Here is a 17,609-nt window from a genome sequence, read left to right as displayed (position 1 = left end):
GGCTCCCGGCGCGGGCCCGCGCGCCCCGACGGCGGACCAGGCCCGAACAGAGGAGGGCGCCGCGATGACCGTCCCGGAGCACCCGAAGCAGCTGGAGCACCCGGACCACCCCAAGCAGCTGGAGCACCCGGACCACCCCAAGCAGCTGGAGCCGACCCTGTCGGTGCGCCAGGTCCTCACCCTGGAGCGCGTGCTCGCCGGCGAGCCCGAGGTGGTGGCCGGCGCCGGCCGGCTCGACCGGCCGGTGCGCTGGGTGCACGTGGCCGAGGCCCCCGACGTCGGCGTGATGCTCACCGGGGGCGAGATGGTCCTCACCACCGGCGTGCTGCTCGCCGGCGACGAGGCCGCGCAGGCCGAGTACATCCAGTCCCTGCACCGCGCGGAGGCCGCGGCCGTCGTGCTCGGACTGGGCCGTGCCTTCCCGGCGCCGCCGGACGTGATGCGCCGGGCCGCCGAACGCTGCGGACTGCCCATGATCGTGCTGCACCGGCCGTTCCCCTTCGCCGCGCTGACGGAGGAGGTCCAGTCCCGGCTGGTGCGGCGGGAGTTCGCCGCCGTCAGCCTCTCGGAGGCGGTGCGGACCGCGCTCACCGGACTCATCACCGCGGGCGCGCCCCTGCAGCGCCTGCTCGACGAGATCGCGCAGCACGGCGGCTGCCCCGTCGTCGTCACCAACCTCGCCCACCGCGTCCTCGCCACCGCGGGGGAGCGGCCGGCCGTCGACGACGTGCTGCGCGACTGGGAGCGCATCTCCCGGCAGGCCGGCGGCAGCGAGGTCGACGGCTGGGTCCGCGCCGAACTGGCCGGGCGCGGGGAGCGCTGGGGCCGGATCATGCTGTGCGGGCACCGCGGCGACACCGCCACCGGACGCCTGCTCGCCGACCGCGCCGCCGAGGCCCTCGTCCTGCACCGCATGCTCGGCGGCACCTCCGCGCACACCTGGGAGGAGCAGTCCGCGCAGAGCCTGCTGACCGACCTGGTCTCCGGGGTCGTACCGGCGCGGCAGCTGCTGGCGCGGGCCCGCGCGGCCGGACTGCCCGTCAACCGGCGCACCTTCGTCCCGCTGGTCGTCCAGCACGGCGAGCCGGCCCAGCTCGGCCGGGTCCTGCGCATGCTGGGCCTGACCGGGCTCGTCGCCGAGCTGGCCGACCGGGGCACCGCCGTCCTGCTCAGCCTCGCCCGCGACCAGGACGACCAGGCGCTCACCGCGCACTTCGCGGCCCGGCTGCGCTCGGAGTCGGGGTCCACGAAGGCGGTGGTGGCCGCCGCCGACGCGCGCACCGCCTGGGACGACGTGCCGGCCGGCCTGCGCGAGGCGCAGCACGTCGCCGACGCCGTGGCCGACACCTCGGCCGCCCTCGACCTGCCCGCCGTCGTACGCCTCAAGGACGTGCATCTGCGCGGCCTGATCAGACTGCTGCGCGACGACCCGCACGTGCAGTCCTTCGCGGAACGTGAACTGGACGGGCTGCTGTGCGCGGCCGGTGAGGACCTGCTCGCCGTCCTGCGGACCTATCTCGCCAGCGGCCGCAACAAGTCCCGCACGGCCCAGCTGCACCACGTGTCCCGGCCCGCGCTCTACCGCCGCCTGGAGGCGATACAGGCCCGGCTGGGCGTGGACCTCGACGACTTCGAGCAGGCCGCCTCGGTGCACATCGCGCTCCTCGCGCACGACGCGCAACAGGCGTGAGACGACACCGGGAAACAGTGCGGAAACGTAGAACCACCTGGGAAAACGGCGGTGAAACATGGGCCCACGACAGGGTGACACCGTGGCACGCCCCGTGCCCGCAGACGTGACACCGTGCAACTCAACGCCCGTTTCCGGACTTCCTAGTCTTCTCGCACACCGAGCGACCGGAGGTCCCGATGAGCACAGTGATCCGTGCCGCCCTCTTCCAGACCGCCTGGACGGGCGACAAGGAGTCCATGATCCAGGTGCACGAGCAGGCGGCCCGCGACGCCGCCGCGCAGGGTGCCCAAGTCCTGTGCTTCCAGGAGCTGTTCTACGGACCGTACTTCTGCCAGGTCCAGGACAAGGCGTTCTACGAGTACGCCGAGCACATCCCCGACGGCCCGATCGTCCAGCGCTTCCAGGCACTCGCCAGGGAACTGGGCCTCGTCCTCGTCCTGCCGATGTACGAGGAGGAGCAGCCCGGCGTCCTCTACAACACCGCCGCCGTGATCGACGCGGACGGCTCGTACCTCGGCAAGTACCGCAAGCACCACATCCCGCAGGTGCCCGGCTTCTGGGAGAAGTTCTACTTCCGCCCGGGCAACAGCGGCTGGCCCGTCTTCGAGACCGCCGTCGGGAAGATCGGCGTGTACATCTGCTACGACCGGCACTTCCCGGAGGGCTGGCGCGCGCTCGGCCTGGAGGGCGCCGAGATCGTCTTCAACCCCTCGGCCACCTCCCGCGGTCTGTCCGCCTACCTGTGGCAGCTGGAGCAGCCGGCCGCGGCCGCCGCCAACGAGTACTTCGTCGGCGCCATCAACCGGGTCGGTGTCGAGGAACTGGGCGACAACGACTTCTACGGGACGTCGTACTTCGTCGACCCGGAGGCCCAGTTCGTCGGCGAGGTGGCCGGCGACAAGGAGACGGAACTGGTCGTACGCGACCTGGACCTGGCCAAGCTGCGCGAGGTGCGCGACCGCTGGCAGTTCTACCGCGACCGCCGTCCCGACGCGTACTCCCCGCTCACCGCCCCCTGACCGGCACCGGACCAGCGCCCGCGGGCCCGGCGCACGGGGGCCGGGCCCGCGGGGCCCCATCGGCTCCCCTGTGAGGAAACAGCGTTGACCACAGCCCCCGACAGCAGCGGGACTCCCTCAGTGCACGCACGAGCGCACGCACGACCGGAAGGAGAGCGAGCATGAGCCGTACCGTCATCCGTGGTGGCCTCGTCATCACCGCGTCCGACGAGATCCACGCCGACGTCCTGATCGAGGACGGCCGGATCGCCGCCCTCGCCGCGTCCGGCACCGCGGCCGCCGAGGCGTGGACCGCCGAGCGGACCATCGACGCCACCGGCAAGTACGTCATCCCGGGCGGGGTCGACGTCCACACCCACATGGAGCTGCCGTTCGGCGGCACCTTCGCCTCCGACACCTTCGAGACCGGCACCCGGGCCGCCGCCTGGGGCGGTACCACCACGATCGTCGACTTCGCGGTGCAGAGCGTCGGGCAGTCCCTGCGCGCGGGCCTGGACGCCTGGCACGCCAAGGCCGAGGGCAACTGCGCGATCGACTACGGCTTCCACATGATCGTCTCCGACGTGAACGAGGCAACGCTCAAGGAGATGGACCACCTCGTCGAGGAAGGTGTCACCTCCTTCAAGCAGTTCATGGCCTATCCGGGCGTCTTCTACAGCGACGACGGCCAGATCCTGCGCGCCATGCAGCGCTCCGCCGACAACGGCGGCCTGATCATGATGCACGCCGAGAACGGCATCGCCATCGACGTCCTGGTGGAACAGGCCCTCGCCCGCGGCGAGACCGACCCCCGCTACCACGGCGAGGTCCGCAAGGCGCTCCTGGAGGCGGAGGCCACCCACCGGGCCATCAAGCTCGCGCAGGTCGCGGGCGCGCCCCTGTACGTCGTGCACGTCTCCGCGCAGGAGGCGGTCGCCGAACTGGCCCGGGCCCGCGACGAGGGCCTGAACGTGTTCGGCGAGACCTGCCCGCAGTACCTGTTCCTGTCCACCGACAACCTCGCGGAGCCCGGCTTCGAGGGCGCGAAATACGTGTGCAGCACCCCGCTCAGGCCCCGCGAACACCAGGCGGCGCTGTGGCGGGGCCTGCGCACCAACGACCTCCAGGTGGTGTCGACGGACCACTGCCCCTTCTGCTTCGTGGGCCAGAAGGAGCTCGGCCGGGGCGACTTCTCCAAGATCCCCAACGGTCTGCCGGGCGTCGAGAACCGTATGGACCTGCTCCACCAGGCCGTCGTCGACGGACACATCACACGCCGCCGCTGGATCGAGATCGCCTGCGCCACCCCGGCCCGCATGTTCGGCATGTACCCGAAGAAGGGCACCATCGCCCCGGGCGCCGACGCCGACATCGTCGTCTACGACCCGCACGCAGAACAGGTCGTGTCCGCCGAGACGCACCACATGAACGTCGACTACTCGGCGTACGAGGGCAGGCGCCTCACCGGCCGCGTCGAGACGGTCCTCTCGCGGGGCGAGAGCGTCATCACCGAGCGGGAGTACACCGGACGCGCGGGTCACGGCGTCTACACCCCGCGCTCCACCTGTCAGTACCTCAACTAGGAGTGGCGCTCATGGACTTCGGACTCGTCCTACAGACCGATCCGCCGGCCTCGCGGGTCGTCAGCCTGATGAAGCGTGCCGAGCGGGGCGGCTTCACCCACGGCTGGACCTTCGACTCCGCCGTGCTCTGGCAGGAACCCTTCGTGATCTACAGTCAGATCCTCGCCAACACGACGAAGTTGACGATCGGCCCGATGGTCACCAACCCGGGCACCCGCACCTGGGAGGTCACCGCCTCCACCTTCGCCACCCTCAACGACATGTTCGGCAACCGCACGGTGTGCGGCATCGGCCGCGGCGACTCCGCGATGCGGGTCGCGGGCCGCAAGCCCAACACGCTGGCCCGCATCAGCGAGGCGATGAAGGTCATCCGGGCCCTGGGCCGCGGCGAGGAGGCCGACCTCGGCGGTACGGTGATCAGGTTCCCGTGGATCAAGCCGGGCGCCGAACTCCCCGTGTGGATGGCCGCGTACGGACCCAAGGCGCTGAAGATGACCGGCGAGGAGGCCGACGGGTTCATCCTCCAGCTCGCCGACCTCTACCTCACCGAGTACATGGTCAAGGCGGTGAAGGACGCGGCCGCCGCCGCCGGGCGCGACCCGTCCGAGGTGAAGATCTGCGTCGCCGCGCCCGCCTACGTCACCGCGGACGACTCGCCCGAGGCCCTCGCCCACGCGCGCGACCAGTGCCGCTGGTTCGGCGGGATGGTCGGCAACCACGTGGCCGACCTGGTCTCCAAGTACGGCGAGCACTCCGGCGCCGTCCCCGACGAACTCACCGACTACATCAAGGCCCGCGAGGGCTACGACTACTCGCACCACGGGCGCAGCGACAACCCCGACACCCAGTTCGTGCCCGACGAGATCGTCGACCGGTTCTGCCTCATCGGCCCGCCCGAGGCACACATCGAGAAGCTGAACGCGCTGCGCGAGCTGGGCGTCGACCAGTTCGCCGTCTACGACATGCACGACGCCCAGGAAGCCACCATCGACGCGTACGGCGCGACGGTGATCCCGGCCGTCAACGGCTGACCCGCCGGTCCCCCGCCCGGCCTCCCCTCCCTCCGGTTCCCTCCGATCTCCCCCTTCCCGTCGTCCCGCTCCGGGAAGGGGGCAGCACCCCCCACCGGCACCGCCCGCACGGCCTCTCCCGTCCCACCTGATCGATTGGCCTGCCCATGACCGACACCGCTCCCACGGCCATACCGCCGTCCGCCCAAGTCACCCTCGCCGACGGCCGGGTGGAGCTCGCCCCGGGCGCCTCCGCCCCGAGCGGCCCCTACGCCAACGCGGACCTGCTGCCGGTTCCGGTGGAGAAGCGCACCTGGACCACGTACAACTTCTCCGCACTGTGGGTCGGCATGGCCCACAACACCGCCTCCTGGACCCTGGCCTCCGGACTGATCGCCGTCGGCATGGACTGGAAGCAGGCGGTGTTCACCATCGCCCTGGCCAACCTGATCGTGCTGGTCCCGATGCTGCTCACCGGGCACGCGGGACCCAAGTACGGCATTCCCTTCCCGGTCTTCGCCCGTGCCTCCTTCGGGGTCCGCGGCGCCAACCTCCCCGCCGTCGTACGGGCGTTGGTGGCCTGCGGCTGGTTCGGCATCCAGACCTGGATCGGCGGCGAGGCGATCTACTTCCTGGCCGGCAAACTGATCGGCGACAGCTGGGCGAACGCCTCGCACATAGGCGGCTACGCCTGGACCATGTGGCTGTCGTTCGCGCTGTTCTGGGTGCTGCAGATCGCGATCATCTACCGGGGCATGGAGACGATCCGCCGCTTCGAGAACTGGGCGGCGCCCTTCGTGCTCGTCGGCGCGCTGGTCATGCTGATCTGGATGAGCAACAAGGCGGGCGGGTTCGGCCCGCTGCTCGACCAGCCCTCCAAGCTCGGCTGGGGCGCCGACTTCTGGAAGCTGTTCTGGCCGTCCCTCATGGGCATGATCGGCTTCTGGTCGACGCTGTCCCTGAACATCCCCGACTTCACCCGCTACGGCAAGAGCCAGAAGGCGCAGACCTGGGGACAGGCACTGGGTCTGCCCACCACCATGACCCTGTTCGCCTTCCTGTCGGTGCTGGTGACCTCCGGCTCGCAGGCCGTCTACGGCGAGACCGTCTGGGACCCGGTACAGCTGGCCGCCAAGACCGACAACGTCGTGGGCCTGCTGTTCGCACTGGTCACGGTGCTGGTGGCGACCCTGTCCGTGAACATCGCGGCCAACCTGGTCTCGCCGGCCTTCGACTTCTCCAACATCGCGCCCCGGAAGGTCAGTTTCCGGGCCGGAGCGCTCACCACCTGCGTGCTCGGCGTGCTGATCTTCCCGTGGAAGCTGTACTCGGACCCGCAGGGCTACATCTTCACCTGGCTCGGCCTGGTCGGCGGCCTGCTCGGCACGGTCGCCGGCATCCTCATCGCCGACTACTGGATCCTGCGCCGCGGCAAGCTCGACCTCACCGACCTGTACCGCGCCGGCGGGCGCTACTGGTACGACGGCGGCTGGAACTGGCGGGCCGTGGCCGCCTTCCTGGCCGGCGGCGTGCTGGCCGTCGGCGGCGCGGACTTCCACCCGCTGGTCGACGGCCGGCCGGTCCCCGCGCTGAAGTCGCTCGCCGACTACGGCTGGGCGGTGGGCCTGGGCACCTCGATGGTGCTGTATCTCGCGCTGATGCTGGCGCGGGGCAGGGACCGCCTGGAGGCATAGGACCGGCGCCGCGAAAGGGGGGCGGTCAGACCTTCTGGCCGCCCTCCAGCGCCGCCACCGCCTCCTTGGCGGCCTTGATGGCGCCCTTGTTGATCACGTCCGTGCCCGGCGCCTTCTTCGTCTCGAAGTCGCTGCCGTTGTAGGTGACGACCACCAGCGCGTTGGACACCTGGGCGATCACCACACCCTCGCGCGTCTGCTGCTTGTCCTCGGTGGTCAGGTTGACGACGGAGTACCCCGCGTCGCCGAGCCCGGGGACGGCCCCGCCGCCGCTCTTGTCCGCGAGACGCTCCTGGTACGACTTCCGTGCCGCCTCGTCGGAGGCGGTGAGCTCGAAGGACACGTCGAGCCAGCGGTAGTCGAAGCCCTTGAGCGCGTTCCAGGAGCAGGTGCGGCGCGCCTTCGTGTCCGTGGAGGGGATCTCCTTGCCCGCCGTCTTGGCGCCCGGCACCAGCGCCGTGATCGTCTTCGTGGTCACGCTGCCGCAGGGCGCGGGCGCGGCGGCGTACGTCTTCGAGGCGGCCGACGTCGAGGGGGCGGTGGGCGACTGGGTGGCCGTCTTCCCCCCGTCCGCCCTGTGTTCCGTCTTCGGCGCCGGGGCGAGCGGGCCGGACGACAGCGCCCAGCCGGCCGCGGCGAGCACGACGACCGGTGACAGGCGCGCGGTGAGGGTGAGCGGCAGAGGCAGGGATTGCACAGCGCACTTCTCGTGGGGGGAGGGTGCGGAGGTCCGCACGGCGGGCGGGGGACGCCAGTGTCACACGAGTCCCTGTGGGGCGGAAGGCCGAACTCGCTCCGTGCCCGTGCGGTGACGGGGGCTCGCGGTCGATGCGTTGTGTGTCCCGTTATGTCTCGGGGAGTGTGGGTGCGCGGGTCCGCTCCCGGGTCCGTCCCGGCGGGGTGAGGCCCGAAGGCGCGGGGAAACGCGGTGCGTACGATCGCCGGACCGGCCGCCGCGCAGTGAGGAGTCCGCCCGTGTTCACCACCCGCCCCACCCTCCAGGGCACCTTCGGGATGGTGTCGTCCACCCACTGGCTGGCCTCGCAGTCGGCGATGGCCGTGCTGGAGGGCGGTGGCAACGCCTACGACGCGGCGGTGGCCGGCGCCTTCGTGCTGCACGTCGTCGAGCCGCACCTCAACGGCCCGGCCGGCGAGGTGCCGATCCTGCTCGCCCCGGCGGGCGGCGAGGTCCGGGTCCTGTGCGGCCAGGGCGTCGCGCCGGCCGGTGCGACCGTCGCCCACTACCGGGACCTCGGTCTCGAACTGGTCCCGGGGACGGGCCCGCTCGCGGCCGCCGTCCCCGGCGCCTTCGACGCCTGGATGCTCCTGCTGCGCGACCACGGCACGAAACCCCTCGCCGACGTCCTCGCGTACGCCGTCGGCTACGCCGAGCACGGGCACGCGCCGGTGGAGAACGTCGGCGCGGCCGTCGAGACGGTACGGGAGCTGTTCGAGACGGAGTGGACCTCGTCGGCGGACGTGTACCTGCCCGGCGGGAAGGCGCCCCGGCCGGGGGAGCTCTTCCGCAACCCCGCCCTCGCCGCCACCTGGAAACGGCTGCTCGCCGAGGTCGCCGGCGCCGGGGACCGGGTGGGCCAGATCGAGGCGGCACGGGAGGTGTGGCGCACCGGCTTCATCGCCGACGCCCTGGTGCGGCAGTCGGGCCGGCCCACCCTGGACACCAGCGGCGAACGCCACACCGGCACCCTGACGGCCGACGACCTCGCCGGGTGGTCCGCGGCCTACGAGGCGCCGGCGACGTACGACTGGAACGGCTGGACCCTCTGCAAGGCGGGCCCCTGGAGCCAGGGCCCCGTCCTCCTCCAACAACTAGCCCTGCTGCCAAGGGAGTTGCCCCGGTACGGCTCGGCCGACTACGTCCATCTGCTGATCGAGGGCTGCAAGCTGGCCATGGCCGACCGGGAGGCCTGGTACGGGGACGCTGCCGAGGTGCCGCTGGGTGAGCTGCTCTCGGCGCGGTACAACGCGGCCCGGCGTGAACTCGTCGGCGACACGGCCTCGTACGAACTGCGGCCCGGCACACCGGGCGGGCGCACCCCGCGCCTGTGCGTGTACGCGCGCGGGGTGAATGGCCACGCCCTCGGCCACCACCCCCCGGGGGCCGGCGAGCCGACCGCGGCGTTCGGCGGGGAGCCGGCGGACGCGGGGGACGGCGGGCCGGTGACCGCGCGGGCGGGCGGGCCGACGGCCGGGCGGGCCGGTGAGGCGACCGTCGCCGAACACCCGACGTCCCCCGCGCCCGGCGAGCCGGCCATCTCCGCCGACGGGACGACCCGCGGGGACACCTGCCACCTCGACGTCGTCGACCGCTGGGGCAACATGGTCGCGGCCACGCCCAGCGGGGGCTGGCTCCAGTCCAACCCCGTCGTGCCCGAACTGGGCTTCCCGCTCGGCACCCGGCTCCAGATGACCTGGCTGGAGGAGGGCCTGCCGAACTCCCTCACCCCGGGCCGCCGTCCGCGCACCACGCTCACCCCCTCGATCGCCCTGCGCGACGGGGTGCCGGTGCTGGCCTTCGGCACGCCCGGCGGGGACCAGCAGGACCAGTGGCAGCTGCACTTCTTCCTGGCGGTCGCCCTGCGCGGGCAGGTGCGCGGCGGCCTGGACCTGCAGGGCGCCATCGACGCCCCGAACTGGCACAACGACAGCTTCCCCGGCTCCTTCCACCCGCGCGGCACGCGACCGGGAAGTGTCACGGTGGAGTCCCGCACCGACCCGGCCGTCGTCACGGAACTGCGGCGGCGCGGCCACGACGTGACGGTGGGCGGGGCCTGGTCGGAGGGCCGCCTGTGCGCGGTCGCGCGCGACCCGCGGACCGGCGTCCTGTCGGCGGCCGCGAACCCGCGCGGCATGCAGGGGTACGCCGTCGGACGCTGAGACCGGGCGGTTCGGGCGGCTGTGCGTCGGAGCCGGGTGTTCATGCCGATTCCACCCGTGGTGCACCGGCTGGGCGGGGATTGTCAGTGGCGCGTGCTCTCATGGAGGCATGATCGAGAACACGGAAACCATCGACGAGTTTCTCGCCCGCCACTCCACCGACGTGGAGGAAGCCGTCCGCAAGGCGGCGGCCGCCGAGATCCTGCCCCGCTTCCGCCGCCTCGCCGCGCACGAGGTCGACCAGAAGACCGGCCCGCACGACCTGGTGACGGATGCCGACCGCAAGGCCGAGCAGCACCTCACCGAGGCGCTCGGCGCCCTGCTGCCCGGCTCCGTCGTGGTCGGCGAGGAGGCGGTGCACGCCAACCCCGCGGTGTACGGCGCGATCCAGGGCGAGGCACCGGTGTGGATCGTCGACCCGGTCGACGGCACCCGGCAGTTCGTGCACGGCGACCCCGGCTTCTGCACCCTGGTCGCGCTCGCGCTCGACGGCGTGGTGCGCGCCTCGTGGACGTACGCGCCCGCGCGCGACCAACTGGCCACGGCGATACGCGGCGGGGGCGCGTTCCTCGACGGCGAGCGGCTGTACGCCGGTCCGGCCGAACCCGGCCGCGACCTGCGGGTGGCCACGTCCCACCCGGACTACACGACGGACGAGCAGAAGCGTGCCCTGCTGGGCCTGTGGACGGACGGCGTGGCCCCGCGCGCGTGCGGCTCGGCCGGCCTGGAGTACCTCGCCGTCGCCCGGGGCGAGTCGGACGCCACGGCCTTCTCCTGGGAGGCCGCCTGGGACCACGCGGCGGGCCTGCTGCTGGTCGAGGAGGCGGGCGGCGTCCACCTCACCCGCACGGGCGAGCCGTTCCGCATCAGAGGCGGCAACGAACTCCCGTTCACGGCGGCCCGCGACGCGGCCACGGCCCGCCGGGTGCGGGAGCTGCTGAGCGCGTCCTGATCCGGCGAGAGGCCCTGGGGGCGTCCGGCCCGGGAAAACCGACCTGGACCGGGTGCCGTCCGCTCCCCGGCCTATCCTGATCCTCTGGTCACCGGCTGACGAAGGGGTCCGAAGGTGCCGTCGATGCTCGACGCGGTCGTGGTGGGTGCGGGGCCCAACGGGCTGACCGCCGCCGTGGAGCTGGCCCGCCGCGGCTTCTCCGTGGCCGTCTTCGAGGCCCGGGACACCGTGGGCGGCGGCGCGCGCACCGAGGAGCTCACCCTCCCCGGCTTCCGCCACGACCCGTGCTCCGCGGCCCACCCCCTCGCGATCAGCTCACCCGCGTTCCGCGCCCTTCCGCTGGAGCGCTACGGCCTGGAATGGCTGCACGCGGACCTGCCCATGGCCCACCCCTTCGCCGACGGCAGCGCCGCCGTGCTCTCCCGCTCGGTCGCGGAGACGGCTGCCTCGTTCGGGCCGCGCGACGCGGGGGCGTACCGCAGGCTGGTCGAGCCCTTCCTGCCCCGGTGGGACACGCTCGTCCGTGACTTCATGTCCCTGCCGCTCACCGCGCTGCCGCGCGACCCGGTGACCCTGGCCCGCTTCGGACTCGTCGGACTGCCACCCGCGGCCTGGCTGACCCGCCGTTTCCACGACGAGCGCGCCAAGACCCTGTTCGCCGGCCTGGCGGCGCACGTGATGGCCCCGCTCACCGGGTTCGCCACCGGCGCCGTCGGCTTGGTCTTCGCCCTCGCGGCGCACGCCCGCGGCTGGCCCGTGGCGCGCGGCGGTTCCCAGTCCCTCTCCGACGCCCTCGCCGCCTACCTGACGGACCTCGGCGGCACCCTCCACACCGACTACGAGGTCAAGCGCCTCGACGACCTGCCGCCCGCCCGCGCCTACGTCTTCGACACCTCGCCCACCGCCCTGGCGAGGATCGCGGGCTTCGGCAACCACTACGCGGGCTACCGCTACGGCCCCGGCGTCTTCAAGGTCGACTACGCCCTGGACGGCCCGGTGCCGTGGACGGCGGAGGAGGCGCGCTCCGCCGGAACCGTGCAGATCGGCGCCGACAGCGGGGAGATCGGCGCGGCACTGCGGGCCGCGTCCCGCGAGGGCCGCGCGCCCGAGCGGCCGTTCCTCATCACCGTGCAGCCCGGCGTCGCCGACCCCACGAGGGCCCCGGCCGGCAAGCAGGTCTTCTGGACGTACGGTCATGTGCCCAGCGGCTGGACCGGGGACCTCACCGACGCGATCGAACGCCAACTGGAGCGCTACGCACCAGGGTTCAGGGACCGCGTGCTGGCCCGCGCGACCGCCGGACCGCCCGAACTCGCCGCCCGCAACGCCAACTACGTCGGCGGGGACATCGCCTGCGGCGCGGTCTCCGGGCTCCAGATGCTGCTGCGCCCCAGACTCTCCCTGTTCCCCTACGGCACCCCGCACCCCGCCGTGTTCATCTGCTCCTCGGCCACCCCGCCCGGACCGGGCGTGCACGGCATGTCCGGGCACAACGCGGCCAGAGCGGTGTGGAAGCGGCTGCGCCGGACGTGACGCGGCCCGCGGAGCCACTTCCGCGCGCCGCACGCGAAACGGTAGCCATTCCGGCCCGCCAGTCCTGGTGGAAGGCGAAATGGCCGCGATTCCGCCCGCCGGTCCTGGTAGAAGACGGACATGGCCACCATCACGCTCGTCCAGGGCGACATCACGCGCGAAAGCGTCGACGCGATCGTCAACGCGGCGAACTCCTCCCTGCTCGGCGGCGGAGGCGTCGACGGCGCGATCCACCGCCGGGGCGGTCCCGCGATCCTCGCCGACTGCCGCCGGCTGCGCGCCTCGCACTACGGCAAGGGCCTCGCCACGGGCCGGGCGGTCGCCACCACCGCGGGCGAACTGGACGCGCGCTGGGTGATCCACACGGTGGGCCCGCGCCACAGCCGCGAGGAGGACCGGTCGGAGCTGCTGGCCTCGTGCTACCGGGAGTCGCTCCGGGTCGCCGACGAGCTGGGCGCCCGCACGGTCGCCTTTCCGGCCGTCTCCGCGGGCATCTACGGCTGGCCGGTGGCGGACGCGGCCCGGATCGCCGTGGAGACCGTGCGGGGGACCACCACGTCGGTCGAGGAGATCAGGTTCGTCCTCTTCGAGGAGCGGACGTACGAGGCGTTCGCCGCGCAACTGCGCTGACGGGGGCCGTGGTTGCTGGGCGGGGGCCCGGGCGCGGGGACGGTGGTCGCGCGTTCGGGGCGCCGGCGCGGGGACGGTGGTTGCGGGGTGGGGACCGCGTCGCCGGACGACCGTTGCCCGGGCGGGGCCGCGGTGCGGGGACGGCGGCTGCGATGGTGGGCCCCGGAGCGAGCACGGTGGTCGCGATGCCGGGGCGCCGGGGCGGGGCGGCGGTCCCGCGGGGCCGGCGGTTGAGGGGATTGAGGCCGAGGCGCCGGGGAAACGGTTGCCCGGCGGGGACCGCGGTGCCGGGACGGCGGTCGCCTTGCGGGACCGCCGTGCCGGGACGGCGGTCGCCTTGCGGGAGGGCCGTGCCGGGACGGCGGTCGCCTTGCGGGAGGGCCGTGCCGGGACGGCGGTCGCCTTGCGGGAGGGCCGGTCGTCGGGACGGCGGTCGCCCCGCGGGCCCCCGCGTCCTCGGCCGGTGTCGTCGCCCCCGCGTCCGCCGCCCAGGAACCAACAAACAACGACAGGATCGTTGCTTCGCTTGTGTGCGGGTTCTAGGGTTTCCCTGGCTCAATCGTTCGCTTTGTCACCATCAGTCCGTTTCCGGCTCGCCCCCAACTGCCGTATTCCAACAGCATCCGACATGCTGACGCTCCCTCGGTTCGCGCACCCCACTGTCGTCCAGAGGAAGGCCACGGTCATGCCGTACCCGCACGAGACCTCCGCCGTCAGCCGCCGCCGCCTCCTGGAAGGCGGGACCGCCGCACTCGGGGCGCTCGCCCTGTCCGCCGCACCCGGCGCCGCCGCACAGGCGGCCCGCTTCCGCGCGGCGGCGGACGGCGCGCCGGAGTGGAACGGCGACATGGCCCTGTTCCAGGTGGGCACCGAGCGACCGCACACCACGCTGATGCCCTACGCGGACCTCGCGCAGGCGCTGGCCGCCGACCGCACCCGCTCGCCCTACCGGGTGAGCCTGGACGGCACCTGGCGCTTCGCCCACGTCGACCGCCCCGGCGACCGCGACACCGACTTCCACCGCACCGACCTCGACGACACGTCCTGGGACACCATCCCGGTCCCCTCGCCCTGGCAGGTGCACGGCTACGACCGCCCGATCTACGTCAACATCACCTATCCGTACTGGGGCCCCAACGGCCTCGGCGAGGAACCGCAGCCGCCGGCCGCGCCGACCCGCTTCAACCCGGTCGGGCAGTACCGCCGCGGCTTCACGGTGCCCCGCGGCTGGGCCGGGCGGCGCACCTTCCTGCACTTCGAGGGCGTCAAGTCGGCGCACTACGTGTGGATCAACGGCGTGCTGGTGGGCTACCACGAGGACTCCTTCACCCCCGCCGAGTACGACATCACCCCGCATCTGCGACCCGGCACCAACCAGATCGCGGTCGAGGTCTACCGCTACTCGGACGGCGACTGGCTGGAGGACCAGGACATGATCCGGCTGAGCGGGATCTTCCGCTCGGTCTACCTGTTCTCCACCCCGGCCGTCCACCTGCGCGACTTCAAACTGGAGACCCCGCTCGGCGACGACCACACGACCGCCGAACTGTCGGTCACCGCGAGCGTCCGCGACTACGGCGGCGAGGGCGGTGGCCGTCACACCGTGGAGACGCAACTCTACGACGCCGACGGCCACGCGGTCTGGCCCCGGCCGCTGCAGCAGGCCGTGGACCTGATCGCCGGCGCCGAGACGACCGTGAGTGCGGCGAGAGCCGTACCCGCCCCGCGGCTCTGGTCGGCCGAGCACCCGAACCTGTACACCGCCGTGCTGCGCCTGCGCGACCCGGCCGGAAAGGTGACCGAGACCCTCTCGCACCGCGTCGGCCTGCGCGAGTTCGCGCTCAGGGACGGACTGATGCGGATCAACGGCAGGCCCGTGTCCATCCGGGGCACCAACCGGCACGAGACGCACCCCGACCGCGGCACCTCGATCACCCGCGCCGACATGGTCGAGGACATCCGGATCATCAAGCGGATGAACATGAACTCCGTCCGGACCTCCCACTACCCCAACAACCCGCAGTGGCTCGAACTCGCCGACGAGTACGGCCTGTACCTCGTCGACGAGACCAACCTGGAGACCCACGGCATCCGCGGCGAGTACCCCGGCGACCACGCCGACTGGAGCGCGGCCTGCGTGGCCCGCGCGCAGAACATGGTCCACCGCGACAAGAACCACGCCTCGGTCGTCATCTGGTCGCTGGGCAACGAGGCCGGCGGCGGGAGCACCTTCGTCGCCATGCACGACTGGATCCGCTCCTACGACCCCACCCGCGTCATCCAGTACGAGGGCGACGACCGGCCCGCCGTCAGCGACATCCGCTCCGCCATGTACGAGACACCCGCACGCGTCGAGGCCCGCGCCAGGGACACGGCCGACACCCGGCCGTACGTCATGATCGAGTACTGCCACGCGATGGGGAACTCGAACGGCAACCTCAAGAAGTACTGGGACGTCGTCCGCGACCACGACGTCCTGCAGGGCGGCTGGATCTGGGACTTCGTCGACCAGGCGCTGAGCCGGCCCACCCCGGCCCGCAAGCTGTTCACCGAGACCGGGCCCGGCTTGCTGCGCGGCGAACTCATCACCCCCGGCGGCAGCTTCGACCGCACCGACGGCGTCTTCGGCGGCACCCTCTTCGCCCGCGACGCGCGCCTGGACCTCACCGGCTCGCTGACCCTGGAGGCATGGATCACCCCGCATGTGACGGGATATCACCAGCCCGTGCTGGCCAAGGGCGACACCCAGTACGCGCTGAGACAGTCCGACGACAACCTGGAGTTCCTCATCTACGGCGGCGGCCGGTGGAGCAGCGTGAGCTGGGCGCTGCCGGCCGACTGGACCGGCCGCGAACACCACGTCGCGGGTGTCTTCGACGCGGACGCCGGCACCCTCGTCCTGTACGCCGACGGCGTGCCGCGCGCCACCCGCGCCACCACCCGGCGGCCCAGCAGCACCACCGCCCCGCTCGCCCTCGCCACCGACGCCGACAACCCGACCCGGGAGTTCAGCGGCACCATCCGCAGGGCGCGCGTCTACGCCCGCGCCCTGAGCGCCACCGAACTGGCCGCCGACGGACGAGGCCCCGGAGACGACGGCGTGCGGTTCTGGTTCGACGCGGCCACCGTCGGCTTCGAGGAGAGGAACCCCCGGGGGAAGACCTTCCTCTCCTACGGCGGCGACTGGGGCGACAACCCCAACGACGGCAACTTCTGCGCGGACGGCATCGTCACCGCGGACCGCGCGCACACCGGCAAGGCCGCCGAGGTCAAGCGCGTCTACCAGGCGATCGACGTCACCGGCAGCGCGAGCGCCGTCACGCTCACCAACGAGTACCTGTTCACCAACCTCCGCGAGTTCGACGGGCGTTGGGAGCTGACGGCTGACGGAGAGGTCGTCCGGCGGGGCCGCCTCACCCGCGACCAGCTGGACGTGGCGCCGCTGTCCGGCAAGACCATCACGGTCCCCGTGAGGCTGCCGGACAAGCCGGCGCCGGGCGCGGAGTACTTCCTGCGGCTGTCCTTCACCACCAGGGAACCCACGCGGTGGGCCGAGGCCGGCTTCGAGGTGGCGGCGCGGCAACTCCCCTTCGACGCGGGCAGCCCCGCCGTGACAGCCGTACCGCTGGCACACGTTCCGGCACTCCGCCACCGGGACGCCGAGGACGCGGTCACAGTCACCGGCAGGGGCTTCTCCGTCACCGTCGACAAACGCACCGGGACCATCACCTCCTACGAGGCCGGAGGCGCCCGGTTGCTCACCTCCGGGCCCGCGCCGAACTTCTGGCGGGCACCCACCGACAACGACCACGGCAACGGCCAGCACACCCGCAACCAGACCTGGCGCGACGCCGGGACGAACCGCGAGGTGACCGGCGTCGGCGTGCGCGCGCTGCGGGACAGGGCCGTCGAGATCAAGGTGAGCGGCACCCTGCCGACCACGGTCGAGTCGGCGTACACCACCACCTACACGGTCTTCGGCAACGGCGAGATCAAGATCGACCACACGCTGCACCCGGGCGCGGCGAGTCTGCCGTACATCCCCGAGGTCGGCAGCCTGCTGTTCCTGCCGGCCCGTCTCGACCGGCTGCACTACTACGGGCGCGGCCCCGAGGAGAACTACTGGGACCGTAACGACGGGACGGACGTGGGCCTCTACTCCGGCACCGTCGCCGAGCAGGGCACGCCCTACATCCGCCCGCAGGAGAACGGCAACCGGACCGACGTCCGCTGGGCAGCGCTGACCGGCCGCGACGGCGCGGGGCTGCTCGTCTGCGGCGAACCGCTGATCGAGGTCAACGCCTCGCACTTCACTCCGGAGGACCTCTCCAACGGGGCCCGGCACGACTACCAGCTGACCCCGCGCGCGTCGGTCGTGCTGCGGCTGAACCACCGGCAGATGGGCGTCGGCGGTGACAACAGCTGGGGCGCGCACACCCACGACGAGTACAAACTGTTCGCCGACCGCGACTACGCCTACACCTACCGGCTGCGCCCGCTGCCCGGAGTGGACCGGGCCCAGGCCCTGTGGCGCCGCCCGACGGCGACCGACCCCACGACCTGACCACCGCGCCGCGTCGGCGTCCGCCCCGGCCCGGGGCGGCGCGGCGCCCGGCGC

The 17,609-nt window shown here is 72.6% G+C and carries 11 protein-coding genes; 10 read left to right on the top strand and 1 reads right to left on the bottom strand.

Features of this window, described 5'->3' with window-relative positions:
• The first annotated feature begins 64 nt into the window (after window positions 1-64).
• The 5 genes from AC07AZ_RS00870 to AC07AZ_RS00850 all read left to right on the top strand — a co-directional run bounded on the left by AC07AZ_RS00870 (window position 65) and on the right by AC07AZ_RS00850 (window position 6,978).
• Window positions 65-1,690, top strand: a complete 1,626-nt coding sequence (locus AC07AZ_RS00870; RefSeq protein ID WP_478842356.1) for a PucR family transcriptional regulator — start codon at window positions 65-67, stop codon at window positions 1,688-1,690.
• A gap of 179 nt (window positions 1,691-1,869) precedes the next feature.
• On the top strand, window positions 1,870-2,712 hold the full coding sequence (locus AC07AZ_RS00865) for a nitrilase-related carbon-nitrogen hydrolase (RefSeq protein WP_478842354.1): 843 nt from the start codon (window positions 1,870-1,872) through the stop codon (window positions 2,710-2,712).
• 161 nt (window positions 2,713-2,873) lie between these two features.
• Complete coding sequence (hydA, locus tag AC07AZ_RS00860) at window positions 2,874-4,274, top strand: dihydropyrimidinase (RefSeq protein WP_478842352.1); 1,401 nt, start codon at window positions 2,874-2,876, stop codon at window positions 4,272-4,274.
• 11 nt (window positions 4,275-4,285) lie between these two features.
• A complete protein-coding gene (locus AC07AZ_RS00855) occupies window positions 4,286-5,305 on the top strand; it encodes a TIGR03842 family LLM class F420-dependent oxidoreductase (protein ID WP_478842350.1) in 1,020 nt (339 codons plus the stop codon).
• A 146-nt stretch (window positions 5,306-5,451) separates the two neighbouring features.
• Window positions 5,452-6,978, top strand: coding sequence for an NCS1 family nucleobase:cation symporter-1 (locus AC07AZ_RS00850; RefSeq protein ID WP_478842348.1), 1,527 nt, complete (start codon window positions 5,452-5,454; stop codon window positions 6,976-6,978).
• Window positions 6,979-7,003: 25 nt separating this feature from the next.
• Here AC07AZ_RS00850 and AC07AZ_RS00845 read toward each other — a convergent pair whose 3' ends face one another.
• Window positions 7,004-7,675 carry a hypothetical protein gene (locus tag AC07AZ_RS00845; RefSeq protein ID WP_478842346.1) on the bottom strand — a complete coding sequence of 224 codons (672 nt, stop codon included), beginning with the start codon at window positions 7,673-7,675 and terminating at the stop codon, window positions 7,004-7,006.
• A gap of 278 nt (window positions 7,676-7,953) precedes the next feature.
• Here AC07AZ_RS00845 and AC07AZ_RS00840 point away from each other — a divergent pair, with 278 nt between their 5' ends.
• The 5 genes from AC07AZ_RS00840 (at window position 7,954) to AC07AZ_RS00820 (ending at window position 17,555) form a co-directional block, all read left to right on the top strand.
• The gene (locus AC07AZ_RS00840; RefSeq protein ID WP_478842344.1) at window positions 7,954-9,876 is read left to right on the top strand and encodes a gamma-glutamyltransferase family protein; all 1,923 of its coding nucleotides are present in this window, start codon (window positions 7,954-7,956) and stop codon (window positions 9,874-9,876) included.
• Between the two features lie 109 nt (window positions 9,877-9,985).
• On the top strand, window positions 9,986-10,828 hold the full coding sequence (locus tag AC07AZ_RS00835; protein ID WP_478842342.1) for an inositol monophosphatase family protein: 843 nt from the start codon (window positions 9,986-9,988) through the stop codon (window positions 10,826-10,828).
• A 123-nt stretch (window positions 10,829-10,951) separates the two neighbouring features.
• Window positions 10,952-12,361, top strand: a complete 1,410-nt coding sequence (locus AC07AZ_RS00830; protein WP_478842340.1) for a phytoene desaturase family protein — start codon at window positions 10,952-10,954, stop codon at window positions 12,359-12,361.
• A gap of 120 nt (window positions 12,362-12,481) precedes the next feature.
• Window positions 12,482-12,991, top strand: a complete 510-nt coding sequence (locus AC07AZ_RS00825) for an O-acetyl-ADP-ribose deacetylase (RefSeq protein ID WP_478842338.1) — start codon at window positions 12,482-12,484, stop codon at window positions 12,989-12,991.
• Between the two features lie 685 nt (window positions 12,992-13,676).
• Window positions 13,677-17,555 (top strand): glycoside hydrolase family 2 TIM barrel-domain containing protein, encoded by a 3,879-nt coding sequence (locus tag AC07AZ_RS00820; RefSeq protein ID WP_478842336.1) that lies wholly within the window; start codon window positions 13,677-13,679, stop codon window positions 17,553-17,555.
• Window positions 17,556-17,609: the final 54 nt, after the last annotated feature.

The sequence above is a fragment of the Streptomyces sp. NPDC043878 genome (genome assembly GCF_056435735.1).
This window is presented reverse-complemented; position numbering and strand designations above follow the sequence as displayed.